Source organism: Planococcus sp. 107-1 (assembly GCF_021513255.1).
Lineage (GTDB): Bacteria > Bacillota > Bacilli > Bacillales_A > Planococcaceae > Planococcus.
This window is the reverse complement of the sequence record NZ_CP090977.1, coordinates 2,875,044-2,890,853: the sequence shown is the minus strand read 5'-3', so window position 1 is coordinate 2,890,853 and position 15,810 is coordinate 2,875,044. Positions and strand designations below refer to the sequence as shown.

Annotated in this window: 19 protein-coding genes; 18 read left to right on the top strand and 1 reads right to left on the bottom strand. The window is 45.7% G+C overall.

Annotated elements, in window-relative coordinates; all coding sequences use genetic code 11:
- The first annotated feature begins 13 nt into the window (after positions 1-13).
- The 14 genes from L0M13_RS14935 to L0M13_RS14870 all read left to right on the top strand — a co-directional run bounded on the left by L0M13_RS14935 (position 14) and on the right by L0M13_RS14870 (position 10,922).
- The gene (locus L0M13_RS14935; RefSeq protein WP_235197240.1) at positions 14-1,261 is read left to right on the top strand and encodes an ABC transporter substrate-binding protein; all 1,248 of its coding nucleotides are present in this window, start codon (positions 14-16) and stop codon (positions 1,259-1,261) included.
- Positions 1,245-2,129 (top strand): ABC transporter permease, encoded by an 885-nt coding sequence (locus L0M13_RS14930; RefSeq protein ID WP_235197239.1) that lies wholly within the window; start codon positions 1,245-1,247, stop codon positions 2,127-2,129. Before L0M13_RS14935 ends, L0M13_RS14930 begins: the two co-directional genes overlap by 17 nt.
- Positions 2,129-2,956 carry an ABC transporter permease gene (locus tag L0M13_RS14925; protein ID WP_235197238.1) on the top strand — a complete coding sequence of 276 codons (828 nt, stop codon included), beginning with the start codon at positions 2,129-2,131 and terminating at the stop codon, positions 2,954-2,956. The genes L0M13_RS14930 and L0M13_RS14925 overlap by 1 nt, the downstream gene beginning before the upstream one ends.
- Positions 2,953-3,441: an ABC transporter ATP-binding protein gene (locus tag L0M13_RS14920; RefSeq protein ID WP_235197237.1), complete on the top strand. Its 489-nt coding sequence runs from the start codon at positions 2,953-2,955 to the stop codon at positions 3,439-3,441. Before L0M13_RS14925 ends, L0M13_RS14920 begins: the two co-directional genes overlap by 4 nt.
- Positions 3,441-4,031, top strand: a complete 591-nt coding sequence (locus tag L0M13_RS14915; RefSeq protein ID WP_235197236.1) for an ATP-binding cassette domain-containing protein — start codon at positions 3,441-3,443, stop codon at positions 4,029-4,031. Before L0M13_RS14920 ends, L0M13_RS14915 begins: the two co-directional genes overlap by 1 nt.
- Before the next feature lie 85 nt (positions 4,032-4,116).
- The gene (locus L0M13_RS14910) at positions 4,117-4,563 is read left to right on the top strand and encodes a GNAT family N-acetyltransferase (RefSeq protein ID WP_235197235.1); all 447 of its coding nucleotides are present in this window, start codon (positions 4,117-4,119) and stop codon (positions 4,561-4,563) included.
- Between the two features lie 33 nt (positions 4,564-4,596).
- Positions 4,597-6,201: a gamma-glutamyltransferase family protein gene (locus tag L0M13_RS14905; RefSeq protein ID WP_235197234.1), complete on the top strand. Its 1,605-nt coding sequence runs from the start codon at positions 4,597-4,599 to the stop codon at positions 6,199-6,201.
- Positions 6,202-6,242: 41 nt separating this feature from the next.
- Entirely contained in the window at positions 6,243-6,794 is a 552-nt protein-coding gene (locus L0M13_RS14900) for a chromate transporter (protein WP_235199331.1), read from the top strand.
- On the top strand, positions 6,791-7,324 hold the full coding sequence (locus L0M13_RS14895) for a chromate transporter (protein WP_235197233.1): 534 nt from the start codon (positions 6,791-6,793) through the stop codon (positions 7,322-7,324). The genes L0M13_RS14900 and L0M13_RS14895 overlap by 4 nt, the downstream gene beginning before the upstream one ends.
- A gap of 172 nt (positions 7,325-7,496) precedes the next feature.
- Positions 7,497-7,979, top strand: a complete 483-nt coding sequence (locus L0M13_RS14890; RefSeq protein ID WP_235199330.1) for an RrF2 family transcriptional regulator — start codon at positions 7,497-7,499, stop codon at positions 7,977-7,979.
- 22 nt (positions 7,980-8,001) lie between these two features.
- On the top strand, positions 8,002-8,226 hold the full coding sequence (locus L0M13_RS14885) for a DUF896 domain-containing protein (RefSeq protein WP_235197232.1): 225 nt from the start codon (positions 8,002-8,004) through the stop codon (positions 8,224-8,226).
- Between the two features lie 28 nt (positions 8,227-8,254).
- Positions 8,255-9,133 (top strand): Hsp33 family molecular chaperone HslO, encoded by an 879-nt coding sequence (gene hslO, locus L0M13_RS14880; RefSeq protein WP_235197231.1) that lies wholly within the window; start codon positions 8,255-8,257, stop codon positions 9,131-9,133.
- Between the two features lie 166 nt (positions 9,134-9,299).
- Positions 9,300-9,902, top strand: a complete 603-nt coding sequence (locus L0M13_RS14875; protein ID WP_235197230.1) for an alpha/beta hydrolase — start codon at positions 9,300-9,302, stop codon at positions 9,900-9,902.
- A 54-nt stretch (positions 9,903-9,956) separates the two neighbouring features.
- Positions 9,957-10,922 (top strand): glutaminase, encoded by a 966-nt coding sequence (locus tag L0M13_RS14870; RefSeq protein WP_235197229.1) that lies wholly within the window; start codon positions 9,957-9,959, stop codon positions 10,920-10,922.
- A gap of 22 nt (positions 10,923-10,944) precedes the next feature.
- Here the strand turns inward: L0M13_RS14870 and L0M13_RS14865 are convergent, their stop codons facing one another.
- Positions 10,945-11,502: a hypothetical protein gene (locus tag L0M13_RS14865; RefSeq protein ID WP_235197228.1), complete on the bottom strand. Its 558-nt coding sequence runs from the start codon at positions 11,500-11,502 to the stop codon at positions 10,945-10,947.
- 268 nt (positions 11,503-11,770) lie between these two features.
- Between L0M13_RS14865 and L0M13_RS14860 the strand changes: the two genes are divergently transcribed.
- The 4 genes from L0M13_RS14860 to L0M13_RS14845 all read left to right on the top strand — a co-directional run bounded on the left by L0M13_RS14860 (position 11,771) and on the right by L0M13_RS14845 (position 15,794).
- Positions 11,771-13,018 carry a DUF2382 domain-containing protein gene (locus tag L0M13_RS14860; protein WP_235197227.1) on the top strand — a complete coding sequence of 416 codons (1,248 nt, stop codon included), beginning with the start codon at positions 11,771-11,773 and terminating at the stop codon, positions 13,016-13,018.
- 102 nt (positions 13,019-13,120) lie between these two features.
- Positions 13,121-13,321 (top strand): YwbE family protein, encoded by a 201-nt coding sequence (locus tag L0M13_RS14855; protein ID WP_235197226.1) that lies wholly within the window; start codon positions 13,121-13,123, stop codon positions 13,319-13,321.
- A 31-nt stretch (positions 13,322-13,352) separates the two neighbouring features.
- Positions 13,353-13,580 (top strand): hypothetical protein, encoded by a 228-nt coding sequence (locus L0M13_RS14850; RefSeq protein WP_235197225.1) that lies wholly within the window; start codon positions 13,353-13,355, stop codon positions 13,578-13,580.
- Positions 13,581-13,667: 87 nt separating this feature from the next.
- Positions 13,668-15,794: an ATP-dependent helicase gene (locus tag L0M13_RS14845; RefSeq protein WP_235197224.1), complete on the top strand. Its 2,127-nt coding sequence runs from the start codon at positions 13,668-13,670 to the stop codon at positions 15,792-15,794.
- Positions 15,795-15,810 lie beyond the last annotated feature (16 nt).

The following is a 15,810-nucleotide window of genomic DNA, read 5'->3' as shown; positions in this document are numbered from 1 at the left end:
AGGAAGTGGGAAGATGAGGAAGTTAGCATTGGCAGCAGCAGGGTTATTAGCGCTGGCTTTAGGGGCATGTTCAAACGAAGCAAATGATACGGCTGCAAACAAGACAGATGATTTGCTGGCTAGCGATTGGGAAACGATTGCGACAGAAGCTGGCGGGCAAGAAGTCAATATGTATATGTGGGGCGGAAACGAAAACATTAATCGTTATTTGGATGAATGGGTGGCTCCCCGTTTGCAGAAAGAATATGATGTGGAATTGCAGCGCGTACCAGTCAATGATGCCCAGGATTTCATCAACCAATTGGTGGATGAAAAATCAGCTGGAAAGAAACAAGGCAGCATCGACATCATTTGGATTAATGGAGAAAATTTCAAGGCCGCTAAAGACAATGAATTGCTGTGGGGAGATTTTGCTGGAAAATTGCCCAACTTCAATGAATACATAGATCCTGATGCACTTGAAGTGGCAGAGGATTTTGGAGAACCGGTAGAAGGTCTTGAAGCACCCTGGGGCAAAGCACAGTTTGTTTTTGTCCATGATGAAAAGAAAGCTGCCGAGCCGCCAAAATCCATGGATGAACTGGCAGAATGGGTCAAAGAGAATCCAGGCCAGTTTACATACCCAGCATTGCCGGACTTTACAGGCAGCGCATTTATTCGCCACGTGCTTTATGAAACAACTGGCGGATATGAGCAATACCAGCAGCCGGCAGCGGATATCGAAGATTTGGAACAGCGTTTAGCGCCAATGTGGCAATATTTGAATGAGATTGAACCTTATTTATGGCGGGAAGGCGAAACCTACCCTGAAAGCCTGGCGAAACTGGATCAATTGTATGCAAGCGGCGAAGTTTCGATGACCATGAGCTACGATCCGGCGCTTGCAGCAAGTGAAGTCATGAAAGGCCGATTCCCGGAATCGACCAAGACCTTCCTATTGGAAGGCGGGACTTTGGCAAACACCCATTTCCTATCGATTCCATTTAACTCTTCCGATAAAGCAGGAGCATTAGTGGCGATCAATGAAATGCTGTCTCCGGAAGCGCAGACTGCGAAACTGTCTCCAGAGAATTGGGGAGATTTGTCTGCGTTGGATTTTGAGAAGCTATCTGCCGAGCAGCAAAAGGCCATGAACGAAGTGGATTTTGGCACAGCGACCTTGCCGCTGGAAGAGTTGGAAGGGAATCGCCTGCCGGAATTATCCTCTGATTATATCGAAGTGATTGAAAAAGGGTGGATGGAAAATGTTGCGAAAGATTAAACCGTATCTTTTGCTCTTTCCTGCCATCATCACCATAGTCCTCCTGTTTTTTGGAGGGCTTTTTGACGGTTTTCTGAAAAGTTTAGGCTATTTTCCGGCGATTGGCGAAACCGAATTTTCACTGAAGGCCTATTCAAGTCTTCTTCAATCTGTTGCATTTTGGGATTCCCTAATCGTCACCATTCGGATTGCCGCCCTTTCTGCTGCCATATCCGCGATTTTAGGGGCGATTGTGGCTGTGGCTCTCTTTATGATTCAGGAAACATCGAAATCAAGGGCACTTAACTTTTGGAATCGTTTGTTTCAATTGCCTTTGACCATCCCGCATCTGGTTGGGGGATACGTCATTGTCCTGTTGTTCATGCAAAGCGGTTTTTTGTCGAAAATCCTGGCGGCGATAGGTGTCATTGACCAAATCCCGGATTTTCCGGTGCTTGTCAATGATTCGTTTGGATGGGGGATCATATTGGCTTATGCATGGAAAGAAGCGCCGTTTGTCGCTTTGATGGTATATCCGGTGCTAGCGAGAATTCATAAGCAATGGCGGGACGTTTCGCGCGTGTACGGGGCAAAAAATCGGGATTATATCCGTGAAATTGTTGTTCCTGCTATCCTGCCTGCTTGGACGGTAGCCGCCTTTATCGTGTTCGTCTTCACGTTTTCTGCATTTGAAGTGCCTTTTCTGTTAGGTGTCACTTATCCGAGCATGCTGCCGGTCTATTCCTATCAGCTCTATTCGAGCGGAACTTTAGCCGACCGGCCGGAAGCTTTGGCTGTTAATCTCGTTTTGGCGCTGCTTACTGTCCTGCTAGGGCTCATCGCCTATTATTTCAGCAAGCGCTGGAACGTATTGAAGGGGTGGGAATGATGAAAAAAAATTACCTGCCCGCAAAAGCATTCCTGTTTCTCTTCTTGCTCATGTTCATCTTTCTCCCATTTATTCCACTCGTTCTGACGAGTTTTTCCTATAATTGGATATGGCCAAACGCTATGCCGGAATCCTTTAGTCTTAGTGCATGGGATTATGTGCTATTCGACAATTCAAGCACGTGGCAAGCCATTGGCGTCAGTTTGCTGATCGCTTTTATCGTAACGGCGGTTAACATCATTCTCGCAGTGCCAGCGGCTAATGCGTTTGTGCGTTACCCGCTAAGAGGGAAATGGCTGTTTGAAGCGATTATTTTTGCGCCTATTGTTATCCCGCCTTTTGTAGCAGTCATGGGAATCCATTTAACATTTCTGCGTATAGGTCTGACCGAAACGATTTTTGGTGTGGTTCTTGCCCATATTTCGCCGACGCTTCCCTATGTTGTACGGGCTGCAATAACCAGCTACAGCACGTTATCAGTTGATTGGGAAAACCAAGCAAGAATGTTGGGGGCAGGCCCGTTTTCACGTTTTTATCATGTCGTGCTTCCACATTTGATGCCAGGTATCGCTGCAGGAGCCAGTTTGAGCATTTTAATTTCCTTAAGCCAGTATTTGATCACTTTCATTATTGGCAGCGGACAAGTGATGACTTTGCCAATCCTGCTATTTCCATTTATCAGCGGCGGGGATCCGGCGATTGCCTCTTCTTATTCCTTGCTTTTTGCAGGGATGGCCATTGTCGCCTTGCTGATCCTGGATTTGGCATTGAAAAGGTATTATAAGAAAAAGCAGGCTGCCGCCGCCATTAAAGGAGTGAGGGAATGAACCAGCTGCGCATTACCCAGCTTGAAAAAAAGTTTGGAGAGAGAAAGAAAGAAGAGAACCCGGCATTTTCACTTAAACCGGTTCATTTAACGATAGAAGAAGGCGAATTCTTTTCCCTTTTAGGGCCATCCGGCTGCGGCAAAACGACGCTATTAAAATTGCTGGCAGGTTTGGAGCAGGCGGATAACGGAGAAGTTTGGGTAGGCGAAGCAAATATAACAAATGTTCCTTCGGAAGCGCGGAACTTTGCAATGGTCTTTCAGCAGCCGCTATTGTTTCCGCATATGAATGTGGAAGACAATATTGCCTTCGGCTTGAAAATGAAAAGAGTGAAACGAGCTGAACGGATTGAACGGGCGCTTGAAATGCTCGGTCATGTCGGTTTAAAAGGCTACGGGAAACGTTTTCCGAATGAACTGAGCGGCGGCCAGCAACAAAGGGCAGCACTCGCAAGAGCTCTCGTATCGGACCGCGCATCCTACTGATGGACGAACCATTCAGCGCCCTCGATCCGAGTCTTCGGGAAGAAATGCGGGACTTGCTCAGCCGCATCCATCAAGAATTTGGAACGACTATCCTATTTGTTACGCATGACCGCGAAGAAGCTTTCCACCTTTCCGACCGAATCGGGGTGATGAGCGACGGGGAATTGCTGCAAGTAGCAGAGGCAAAGGAATTATACGAAAAACCGGCTAGCGCTCAAGTTGCAGCTTTCCTCGGTCTGAAAAACATCTTAAAAGGAAGTATGGAAGCTGGCAATTTCATTATGGAAAATAGCAGCTTGCAAGTGGCAGTAGCGGGTCAAGGAGAACCTTCGATGACGCATATGGTCATCCATCCTGAAAAGCTGCAACTTTCTACTGATTTAATGGAGCAGCCGACCACGGAGGAAATTTTCTTCGAAGGAACCGTAAAGCAATTGCGTTTCAACCATGGATTTTATCTTTGCATCGTCCAAACAGAAAACATTGAGCTGGAATGTTCGATTTCCAGCAGGCAGGCAGAAGCGGTTTCCATCGGGGAAAAGGTGAAGCTAAGCGTCCATTTAAAAGACTTGCATTTCATCAGCCAATGAAGCTCCTGTTCTTTTTTCCTAATATTGCAATAAAGGCTTTATCGTCTTGATCCGAATGTTAAAATAAGTCATGGGGGGTGGGGTTGTGATTCGCCAATTAAACCATCGCAATGAAGAAACCGCGAAGAATATCCAACGCATTCAACAGCCGGCCTACCTTGTCGAAGCCGAGCTGATGGGTTTTCACGGAATTCCGCAATTAACGGAATCAATTGAGGATATACAAAACAGCGGGGAAAGCTTTATTGGATTTAAAGAAGAGAAATTAAAAGGTTTTATATCATATGTGGATGAAGAAGATTTGATTGATATTTACCGTTTGGTCGTTCATCCGGATTCTTTCAGGCAAGGAATCGCGAAGAAACTGCTTGCAGATTTGTTGATGAGATATGAGGGGCGGAAGTTTATCGTCAGTACAGGGACGGCCAATGAGCCTGCCAAAAACCTTTACCGGTCTTTCGGTTTTATGGAACAAGACGAATTTGAAGTGTCGCCTGGCATTACGTGTACGAATTTCATGAAACAAAGCTGAAAACTATTGCATGAGAGAGGTGGAGAGATTTACATGGATTACTTACAGCATCCTTTTGATTCGAAACGAACGACCGTTTTTTCAAAAAAAGGCATGGTGGCAACTTCACAGCCGCTTGCTGCCCAAGCGGGGATTGAGATCATGCGAAATGGCGGCAATGCCATCGACGCGGCCATCGCAGCTGCCGCAGCATTAACGGTTGTCGAGCCTACATCAAACGGCATTGGCGGCGATGCATTTGCACTTGTATGGGTAAAAGATAAATTGCATGGTTTGAACAGTTCAGGGCCTGCCCCGAAGAATATTTCCATTAAAGCGGTCAAAAGCTTAGGGCACAAAGAAATGCCGGTTCATGGGATGATCCCGATTACCGTGCCAGGCGTGCCGGCAGCTTGGGCTGAACTGTCGAAAAAATTTGGCAAGCTTACTTTTTCGGAGCTGTTTAAACCAGCGATCCGCTACGCGGAAGAAGGCTATCCGCTGACGCCAATTCTCGGCAAGTACTGGAAAGCGGCGTACGAATCTTTCAAAACTAAATTTACGGCAGAAGAATATCAGTCATGGTTTGATACATTTGCGCCTCAGGGAAAAGCTCCGGAAATTGGAGAGATGTGGTCATCTCCAGGACATGCGGAAACTTTGCGTGAAATTGCGGCAACGGAAAGCCGTTCATTTTATAGCGGCAAGCTTGCAGACCAAATAGATGCGTTCATGCAGAAGCATGCCGGTTTCTTATCAAAAGAAGACCTTGCGGCATTTAAGCCTGAATGGGTAGCACCTGTTTCTGCAAATTACCGGGGATATGACGTGTGGGAAATTCCACCGAATGGCCAAGGAATGGTGGCTTTGATGGCATTGAATATCTATAAAAATCTAAACAAGCCGAAATGGCAGTCAGCTGAAACGTACCATGAGCAAATTGAAGCGATGAAGCTGGCGTTTACGGACGGCAAGGAATTCATCACGGAACCAGAAGCGATGCCGGTGAGCGCGGAGCATTTATTATCAGAAGAATATGCAAAAAAACGGGCGGAAGCGATCGGAGAAACGGCGATTGATCCCGTACCTTATGAACTTCCGAAAGGCGGCACCGTTTACTTATCTGCTGCGGATGAAGAAGGGAATATGATTTCATACATACAAAGCAATTATATGGGCTTTGGTTCAGGCATTGTCATTCCAGGAACCGGAATTGCTTTGCAGAACCGGGGGGCAGATTTTTCATTGGATGAACAGCACCCAAATGCGCTGAAAGGCGGCAAACGGACTTTCCATACGATTATTCCTGGTTTCTTGACAAAAGATGGAAAAGCGGTCGGCCCATTCGGTGTGATGGGCGGCTACATGCAGCCGCAAGGCCATTTCCAAGTGGTGACGAATACGATAGATCATTTATTGAATCCGCAGGCGGCACTCGATATGCCGCGCTGGCAATGGTTGGGCGGAAAAACCATTTTGCTGGAACCGGCTTTCCCGAATTACTTGGCGCAAGAATTGAGCCGAAAAGGGCATGCCATCCAACTGGTTGTGGACAGCGGTTCGTTCGGGCGGGGACAGATCATCTGGCGAAATCCAGAGACGGGCGTATTGGCCGGCGGAACAGAAGCGCGGACAGATGGAGCGATAGCTGTTTGGTAAAGAAACAGAAAAATGAAAGCCGTCAAAACCAAACTCCTCGTATGAAAAAAAATGCCGATATTTTCACCGCTTTTTTCCGCGTCGGCATACTTGGCTTTGGCGGTGGGCCATCTTCCATTCCGCTTTTCCAACGGGAAGTGGTCGATAACTACCAGTGGATGGATAAAGATGAATTCGGTGATACGCTGGCTTTGTCAAATACGATGCCGGGGCCAATTGTGACAAAACTCGCAGGTTATGTCGGCTACCGGGTAAATGGATTGGTTGGCTGTCTGATCGCCATATTCGCTTCGGTCGTTCCGACTGTTTTGCTGATGATTTTTTTGCTCGGGGTCCTTCAGCAATATAAAGATGTGGAATGGGTCAACCATATGTCCGCGGCAGTCGTCCCGGTTGTTGCGGTCATGCTTGGCGTCATGACTTGGGATTTCTTGAAAAAGTCCGGTGAAGCATTGGGCTGGGCGCGCGCTTTGCTGTTGGTTGTGTTCGCCGCAATCCTCATGGAAGTGCTGAATGTCCATCCGGCCATTCTCATCGTCGCTTTATTGGCCATCGTTCTGCTTCCGCGGAGTAAAGGAGGCGAGCGCAAATGATTTACTGGTCGATTTTCCTGGCTTTTTTCATTCCTGGAATATTGGGATATGGAGGCGGTCCGTCATCCATTCCGCTTGTGGAGAAAGAAGTGGTCGATAATTACGGCTGGATGACCACTCAGGAATTCGGAGAAATGGTGGCGCTCGCCAATGCCTTGCCAGGGCCGATCGCTACAAAAATGGCCGGTTATATCGGCTATGTAGAAGGCGGAGTTCTCGGTTCTTTGGTGGCGTTGTTCGCTTCCATCGCCCCTTCATTGCTATTGATGATTGTGCTGATGGTTACGTTAATGAAGTACAAAGACTCGCCCAAAGTCAAAAATATTACAAAACTCATCCGGCCGGTCATTGCCGTCTTATTGGGGGCAATGACTTTACAGTTTGTGAACACTTCTATCGGAACAACAGGAGGGGTCCAAACGGTCATTTTAATTGTCATCAGCTACTGGATGCTGGAGATCCGGAAAATCCATCCGGCTTTTGTCATTCTTCTGGCGTTGGCATACGGCGCATTATCCAGTTTTATATGATTGTATGAGGACACCTGCATTTGTTGCAGGTGTTTTTTTCTATGGTTGATATAGCATTCGATAATCACACGTCTGTCTCCAAGTTCAAATGATTTACTTTCATTTTAAAATAAATTATTATGTGATAACGAGGATAATGATTGTCCGCGTTTAGAAAGCAGAGGTGATGAATGTGCATATGAAAACAGGCGTTGAGCAATCGGTTTATGCCGTTTTACTGCTGAACATGCTGCCGGATAAAGCCGTACTTCCAGGAGAAGCGATCAGTCAGCAGTTAAAAGCATCGCCCACGTATTTCCGAAAATTGCTTCGCAAACTGGTCAGTGCAGATGTCATTGCATCGGTGCCAGGCGTAAAAGGCGGATTCAAACTAAACAAACGACCGGAAGCTATCACGGTTTACGATATCTACCTTGCGATAGAAGGCCGGCAGTCGCTTTATTCATCCAGCGGCATTTTGGGTGATCTGCTGGAACTGGAAAAAGAGGAAAGCTGCTGCCTATTGACGGATTTGATGGAAGAAGCGGAAGTGGCTTGGAAATCGGTCATGAAGCGGGAAACCATTTCGTCATTGGCGGAAAAGATGAACGAGCAGCAATTTCTGCTGAAAACAGAAGCTTTACAGCAATGGGTGCAAAGAAAAATGGTTGCCTAGAATTAGGAAAGGAGTGGGTCAGGTGATTCCTCAATTGAAACGAATCAATGAATTATCAAAGAAATCCCGTGAAAGCGGACTGACAAATGCTGAGAAAGTCGAGCAGCAAGTATTGCGGGAAGATTATCTGCGCGAAATCCGCGGGCAAGTTGAAAATACCGTAACCGGATTGACCGTGCTGGATCCGCTCGGAAACGATGTAACACCGGACAAAGTCCGCAAGGAAAAAGCAGCAAACTCCATTTAAATTAAAAAAAGAAAGTAAGTGAAAATAGATGAATGATTATTTAGTGAAAGCTTTAGCATACGATGGACAAGTGCGTGCTTATTCCGCACGTACGACCGAAACGGTAAGTGAAGCGCAGCGCCGCCATTTTACGTGGCCGACAGCTTCAGCAGCACTGGGCCGTTCGATGACAGCGAGCGTCATGCTCGGTGCCATGATGAAAGGCGAAGAGAAATTGACGATCAAAATCAATGGCGGCGGCCCGCTCGGCACTATTTTAGTGGATGCAAATGCGAAAGGCGAAGTAAGAGGCTATGTTTCGAATCCGCAGACGCATTTTGATTTAAACGCGCAAGGGAAATTGGATGTCAGAAGAGCAGTCGGAACGGAAGGCACACTTTCGGTTTCCAAAGATGTCGGCTTATTGCAGCCATTCGTCGGTCAAGTGCCGATTGTTTCGGGTGAATTGGGCGAAGACTTTACGCATTATATTGTTACTTCTGAGCAGGTGCCTTCATCTGTAGGCGTAGGCGTTATCGTCAATCCTGATAACACAATCCAAGCTTCAGGCGGTTTTATCATTCAATTGATGCCGGGAACAAGTGAAACGATTATTACGGAAATCGAGAGCCGGCTCAGCAAAATTCCGACGATCTCCAACATGGTACGCCAAGGAATGACGCCTGAGGAAATCCTTTTTGAAGTATTGGGCCAAGACAATGTGAAAATCCTGGACGACATGCCTGTGAATTTCCAATGCCAATGTTCACGCGACCGGATTCATAATGCGATTATCAGCTTAGGGCCAGTTGAAATTCAGGACATGATTGAAACAGATGGCCAGGCAGAAGCGCAATGCCATTTCTGCAATGAAAACTATCTGTTCACAAAAGAAAACTTAGAAGCGATGCTCGAAACAGCCAAATAATTCTTTCAAACACCCGCAAAGCTTGCGGTGTTTTTTTCTGAACAGGAGCTTCTTATTGGGTTTATTCTTTCCTTATGATATAATTATCTCGAATTCGAGATAAGTTTAACTTAAAACAATTAGGGAAACAGACAAGTAAGGTGTCTGAAATAGGAGGATGATTTAGATGAAACATGTATTCCATCAAGGATCCAGCACAAAAAAACCGACGTTTTTATTATTGCACGGCACCGGAGGCAACGAAAATGATTTATTGCCGCTTGCGAACCATATCGATCCAGAAGCTTCTGTACTCAGTGTACGAGGCAATGTTTCCGAAAATGGCATGCCGCGATTCTTCAAGCGTTTGGCTGAAGGCGTTTTTGATATGGAAGATTTGAAAGCGAGAACGGCAGAGCTCCACGAGTTTATCGGCAAAGCGGCCAAAGACCACGGCTTCGACCGAAAAAACGTCATCGCGATCGGCTATTCTAACGGTGCCAATATAGCGGCAAATTTGCTGTTTACTTATTCGGATGCGTTAAAAGGGGCAATTCTCCATCACCCGATGGTTCCAAACCGTGAAACGGAATTACCGGATTTAACGGCTGTTCCTGTATTCATCTCAGCAGGGACCAATGATCCGATCTGCCCGTCGGAAGAGTCTACCGATTTGGAACGTTTATTAAAGGATGCAGGGGCAGAAGTGCACCTGCACTGGGAAAACTACGGGCATCAACTGACGATGCCGGAAGTGGAAGCAGCGAAAGTTTGGTACGACCAATTATAGAAAAAAATCCCCTTGTGGAAACAAGGGGATTTTTAGAAGGCAAGGAGGCGTGACATGCAAAGAAACCCCCATATTCAGGAACAATTGGAAGCATGGATTGAAGAAAACAAAGGACATGCGATTTTAGGGACAACTGCGCAATACATCCCAGCGCTTGGGAAAGTTGATCCAAGCCGTTTAGGGATTTGTATGGTGGATGAAGACGGCCATTATTATTGTGCGGGGGATACGGATCAGGAGTTCACGCTGCAAAGCATTTCAAAAGCGTTATCGTTTATCGCAGTATGCTGCCATTACGGTTTGGAATTTGCACTAGAGCGGGTTGATGTTGAACCTACGGGTGAAGCATTCAATTCCATCATTCCTTTTGAAATCCACCGGCCGAATAAACCATTCAATCCATTCATCAATGCGGGTGCTATCACCGTATCTGCCTTGTTGCCAGGGCAAACCAGCCAAAAGAAATACGAATACTTACTGGAATTTCTGGAAAAGCTGGTGGGGCATCCGCTCGAAATGGACCGGGAAGTCTATGATTCCGAATGGAAGTCTTCACACCGCAATCGGGCACTCGCCTATTACTTGAAAGAGGCGAACTTCCTTGAAATCGAAGTGGAAGAAGCGCTCGATATTTATATCCGCCAATGCTCGATTAAGATAAGTACGCAAGATTTGGCCTTGATCGGGTTAATCATCGCATATGACGGATTTAATCCGATTACGAAAGAAAAGCATTTTTCAGATGAAATCGCTCAAGTGACGAAAGTATTGATGGTGACGTGCGGCATGTACAATTCTTCCGGGAATTTTGCAGCCCATGTCGGCATTCCGGCAAAAAGCGGCGTTTCCGGAGGCATTTTGGCCGCTGTTCCGCCTAAACTCCATTCACAGACGTATGAGTTTCGCGCTGGAGCAGGCATCGGTGTTTACGGGCCAGCGATCGATGTCCAGGGAAATAGTGCCGCTGGAACAATGATGCTGCGCCAGATTTCAAAAGAGTGGGACTTGAGTATATTCTAAAAAACCCGTGAGCTGATAAAGCTCACGGGTTTTCATTTTTGGGGGCATAGGATAGCTCTTTTATCTGGAAGGCTAAGCTGCCGATATTTACGATGCCTTCGAATTTACGGGTTTTTCCCCAATCATAAAATTGAAATGTGACGGAGTGGCTGCTGACCGCTTTAATCGAAGGCGCAATGATATCGCCGCCGGTGTCTTGGTTTTCAATCACATGAGCAATCGCTTTACTGATGCTTTGGCTGCGTTCGTCGTCATACCGGACCAAGGAAATTAAAGTGCCTTTGCCGGGCAAAATGTCCGCCGTTTCACGGTGAGCGGTCAAAGCCACCAAATCGCCTGGTTTTAACTGCTGCTGATCGAGCGGTGCTCCAGAAGTTTGTGTGAATCGGCTAGTTGGAACTACTTCAAAATAAGTGCCTTCAATCAAGATGGCTTGTTCAGCGGGGTGCTGCACAATATGTAGCGTAGAGTAATCCAGCTTCGGCGGAGTGATGCTTTCGGAAGCAACGGGTTCTGCAGAGCAGCCGGAAACTAGTAGAAAACAACCAAATAATAATAGAGCCAGTCCTAAATTGCGCACACAATCCCCCCTGCCATCATCTTTACTAATACAGACGTTTCAGAAAATGAAAAGTTACAGAAAAATGGAAAATAAATAGAGAGAATTTTGAAATTCATTATGTATTTTATTTTGAAATATTTTCTAAAGAATGATGCTTCAATGATTGTTAAAGTTTAGGCGAAATGGCTCATTCAGTTTCTCGCATGTTTGAGATGCCAAGGCACGGGTAAATCTTTTGTAAGCAAGATTTTTCAAGTTACACATACTGAAATTGGAGGAATCAAAAATGGCTAACAATAAGTTTATGGGAACTTTCGACAATGAAACAGAAGTGTTAAGAAAAATCGAGGAACTGAAAACGCAAGGCACGAGTGAAGATCACATGTACGTGATGGCACGTGACAAAGAGCAGATTTCCATGGTACGGGGCCGGACAGATGTCGATTACAAATCAACAGAAGGCAACTGGAAAGATAAATTCATGGGATTCTTATCCGGCAATGAACCTGTCCGCGAGGCATTTAACGGTTTAGGTGTGGACGGCGATGAAGCTGACCGCTATTACAACGAAGTACAGAACGGAAAAATCCTGCTATTTGTAGATAAGGAAATGGGCGATAATTATTCGCGCACATCTGAGAACTACACAGGCAGAGATGAAGGAAAGAGCACATTGGCAGGCGGATCGGTGTACGGGGATCCTACTGTAGAAAACACCAGAGCTACTGGACATTCGGATTCAGGAATCGTTGCGCGTGACGGCTTGACTGTCGATACGAACGAAGCCAATGATATTGATTTCCATAGAGAACGGAATATGGTGGATTCAGACGATACTTCAGCTGCTTCAAGACTTGATGATGAGACCGCTGGTGTCGGACGGGATACCGGAACCGGATTTGGATTAGGTACGGGCAACACGGTCGACGATACGCCACGTCCAAGCCGGGATGCAAATGATTTCACTGCGACTAATGAAGTGGATAGATCGGACCGATTCGACGATACGGACCGCACTACTGGCGGTTTGACTGACCGAGACCGGACAACCGGTGGATTTACAGATACGGATCGTACGTCTAGTGGCTTAACAGACAATGATTTGAACCGCGACCATACGCATGATGAAGAAGAGCGCCTGCGTCTTCATGAAGAACGCTTGCATGTAAACAAAGACCGCGTGCAGACCGGTGAAGTGAATGTAGGGAAGCATGTAGTCGAAGATGAACAGACCATCGAAGTACCGGTTGAACGGGAGGAAGTTTACGTAGAGCGCCGTCCAGTAAATGAAGAAAGCACAGACGGCGGCTTGACTGGAGATGCTTACCAGGAAGGCGATAACATTCACATTCCAGTCACGGAAGAACGCGTCGATGTATCGAAAACTGATGTAGTGAGTGAAGAAATCGTCGTTGGAAAACGTAAAGTACAGGATACAGAGACGGTAAGCGAAACAGTTCGCCGTGAAGAAGCGGATATTGATGAAGATCATGATGTCGATGATTTAGGACGCAACCGAAAAGACCGCTTATAAGATTTTGTTGGACTGAACATGTACGGTGAGGCGGGGAACTATCCCCGTCTTTTTTATTTCGCCAAAGAACGGTATGATAGAGGAAAGTCAGGAGTGAAGACAATGGACGGCAAAAAAAGAAATGATATAAAACCAGGGATTGCAGTAAATATTGTATTGAAACAAGACCAACGATCCGGCAAGTTGACCAGAGGTATTGTAAAAGACATATTAACCAACTCGGCTACGCATCCACATGGCATTAAAGTTCGGCTTGAAGATGGCCAAGTAGGGCGAGTGGCCGAAATTCTGGAATCGAAATAAACTTCTACTTATTCTGAAAGGGGACATGAACATGTTTGCCAATAAAGAAGAGCATGGAGAACTTTTTGAAGCTGCAGAAAAAGAAAAAGCAAAACGCCAAGACGAAAAACTTTCCACAGAAGATCCACGTAAGATAGGCGAGCAATTGGATGAACAAAAAGAGGGGCTGGATGACCGGCATTATGAAAATCCAAAAACCCGTAAAGATAAACGAAATGCAGATCCCATCAGCAAACCGGATGAGAAAAATTTCATTTGAAGTTTATAGAATTACAGAAGAGGACTCATTAATTTGAGTCCTTTTGTGTGTTAAAATAAAAGGAATGAAACTGCGAAGGAGTAGCATATGAGCCGTTTTTTTGAACGAAAGCAGAAAGAGCTTGGAGTGGAATTGAATAAGATCCAAAAGAAAGCTGTGGAGCGGACAGATGGCCCGCTGCTTCTTTTAGCATGTCCAGGTTCCGGAAAGACCACAACGATGATTATGAGAATCGGCTATTTGATCGAAGAAAAAGGGGTCAGTCCCCAGAAGATCAAAGCGATTACGTTCAGTAAAGCATCTGCGTCCGATATGAACGAACGCTATAAACGCTTTTTTCCGAAACTTGCCCCAGTCGATTTTTCGACGATCCACAGTTTAGCTTTTCAAATCACACGTGAATATTTTGCGGAATCCCGCTATATCATGATTGAAGGAAGCGAATCAAACGGCCTTCACAAGAAACGCCTCTTACGTGAAATGTATCAGACGGAAGTGGGAGAACCCATCACGGATGATCAGCTAGAGGAACTCACCTCTTTTATCAGTTTTGTTAAAAACAAAATGATCCCACGGGAAAAATGGTCGCAGCTGAAAGCGCCATTTGATGGTGCTAACGAGATTTTAAAAACCTATGAAGCCTTTAAAGAAAATTATGATCACCGCTTGGTGGATTTCGACGATATGTTGTCTTTAGCCAATGAAGCCTTGGAAAAAGACAGAGCATTGCTTTCGAAATATCAGAACAAATGGGAATACGTCATGACAGATGAAAGCCAGGATACATCGCTCATCCAACACGCGATTGTCGAAAAACTGGTTGCCCGCCATCACAATCTGTGTGTAGTAGCCGATGATGATCAATCGATTTATACGTGGCGGGCAGCTGAACCGACTTATCTACTGAAATTTAAGAATGTTTATCCGGATGCATATGTGATGAAAATGGAGCGTAATTACCGTTCGACTAAAAATATCGTCGATACAGCAAATGTCTTTATAAAAGCCAATAAAAAACGCCATGATAAGAATATGTTCACAAAGCAGCCTTCAGGGGAGCCGATTGTGTTAAAACGGCTTTCTTCAGAAGAAGCCCAGCTAAAATATCTCTTTAAAGAATTAAAGCAATTAACCGATTTTGGCGAAGTGGCTATTCTCTATCGCAATAATTCCTCTTCAACTTTGTTGATGAGCGAGCTGGAGCGCCATGGCATTCCTTTCTATATGAAAGATGCAGACAACCGCTTTTTCTCCCATTGGATTGTAGAAGATATGCTGAATTTCATGCGCTTTAGCCTAAAGCCGGAACGTGTGGACATTTATGCAAAAATCGCTTCGAAAACCAATGCTTACTGGTCGGGCAGCCAGTTGAAGTTTTTGAGCCGCATGAAGTCGACGCAAAACAATGCATTTGATGAAATCAACCGGACTGTAACATTAAAAGATTACCAGATCAAAATTTTGAACGAGCAAAAGAAATGGTTTGAAGCCTTGAACAGTATGCGTCCGTTAAAAGTGATTCGGACCATCCGGGCAGACCTCGGCTACGATCAGATGCTTTCCAGCCGAGCAGAAAAATTCGGTATGCGTCTGCAATACTTAGAACAGATATTGATGAAGCTGGAGCAAATCGCCGAGCCTTTGGAGTCCATGACGGAATTTGCGGTAAGGCTAAAAGAGCTGGAGCAGATTACCCAAAATGCAAAAGCGGAAAAGACGGATGACATGCTGACCTTATCGACATTCCATAGCTCCAAAGGGCTTGAATTCGACAGGGTCTATATGGTGGATCTGGTGGAAGGCGTAATTCCGACCGAAGAAGATGCAGATAATCCGGCAACGCTGGAAGAGGCGAGAAGGTTATTCTATGTAGGCATGACGCGGGCCAAAAAACATTTGGAATTGATCAGCTACGACAGCGAATCTCGTTTTATGAATGAAGTGAGGGACATCATCGTTCCGGAAAAGAGCGCGGTAAAAACAAAACAGCCGGCTGCTCGAACGCCGATTAAAGTAGATGTGCCGGATAATCCGAATGCTGTAAAAGCAGATGATGAGCTAGCTGAAGGGGTAACAGTTCGCCATCGTGTTTTTGGGACGGGGAAAATTGTTGAACGGGACCATGAGCGGCTATCGATCCAATTCGCAAAAGAGCGGAAAGATTTGATGATTGATATATGTTTAAGCTATAAATTATTGGAAGTGATTGACTGACAGCAAGTTTTATATT

Excerpts from the sequence above, each read along its gene's own strand:
- L0M13_RS14860 (WP_235197227.1), top strand. The coding sequence starts at position 11,771 with ATGGCTAACAATAAGTTTATGGGAACTTTCGACAATGAAACAGAAGTG.
- L0M13_RS14845 (WP_235197224.1), top strand. The coding sequence starts at position 13,668 with ATGAGCCGTTTTTTTGAACGAAAGCAGAAAGAGCTTGGAGTGGAATTG.
- L0M13_RS14875 (WP_235197230.1), top strand. The coding sequence starts at position 9,300 with ATGAAACATGTATTCCATCAAGGATCCAGCACAAAAAAACCGACGTTT.
- L0M13_RS14935 (WP_235197240.1), top strand. The coding sequence starts at position 14 with ATGAGGAAGTTAGCATTGGCAGCAGCAGGGTTATTAGCGCTGGCTTTA.
- hslO (WP_235197231.1), top strand. The coding sequence starts at position 8,255 with ATGAATGATTATTTAGTGAAAGCTTTAGCATACGATGGACAAGTGCGT.
- L0M13_RS14895 (WP_235197233.1), top strand. The coding sequence starts at position 6,791 with ATGATTTACTGGTCGATTTTCCTGGCTTTTTTCATTCCTGGAATATTG.
- L0M13_RS14920 (WP_235197237.1), top strand. The coding sequence starts at position 2,953 with ATGAACCAGCTGCGCATTACCCAGCTTGAAAAAAAGTTTGGAGAGAGA.
- L0M13_RS14850 (WP_235197225.1), top strand. The coding sequence starts at position 13,353 with ATGTTTGCCAATAAAGAAGAGCATGGAGAACTTTTTGAAGCTGCAGAA.
- L0M13_RS14870 (WP_235197229.1), top strand. The coding sequence starts at position 9,957 with ATGCAAAGAAACCCCCATATTCAGGAACAATTGGAAGCATGGATTGAA.
- L0M13_RS14930 (WP_235197239.1), top strand. The coding sequence starts at position 1,245 with ATGTTGCGAAAGATTAAACCGTATCTTTTGCTCTTTCCTGCCATCATC.
- L0M13_RS14905 (WP_235197234.1), top strand. The coding sequence starts at position 4,597 with ATGGATTACTTACAGCATCCTTTTGATTCGAAACGAACGACCGTTTTT.
- L0M13_RS14900 (WP_235199331.1), top strand. The coding sequence starts at position 6,243 with ATGAAAAAAAATGCCGATATTTTCACCGCTTTTTTCCGCGTCGGCATA.
- L0M13_RS14915 (WP_235197236.1), top strand. The coding sequence starts at position 3,441 with ATGGACGAACCATTCAGCGCCCTCGATCCGAGTCTTCGGGAAGAAATG.
- L0M13_RS14855 (WP_235197226.1), top strand. The coding sequence starts at position 13,121 with ATGGACGGCAAAAAAAGAAATGATATAAAACCAGGGATTGCAGTAAAT.
- L0M13_RS14925 (WP_235197238.1), top strand. The coding sequence starts at position 2,129 with ATGAAAAAAAATTACCTGCCCGCAAAAGCATTCCTGTTTCTCTTCTTG.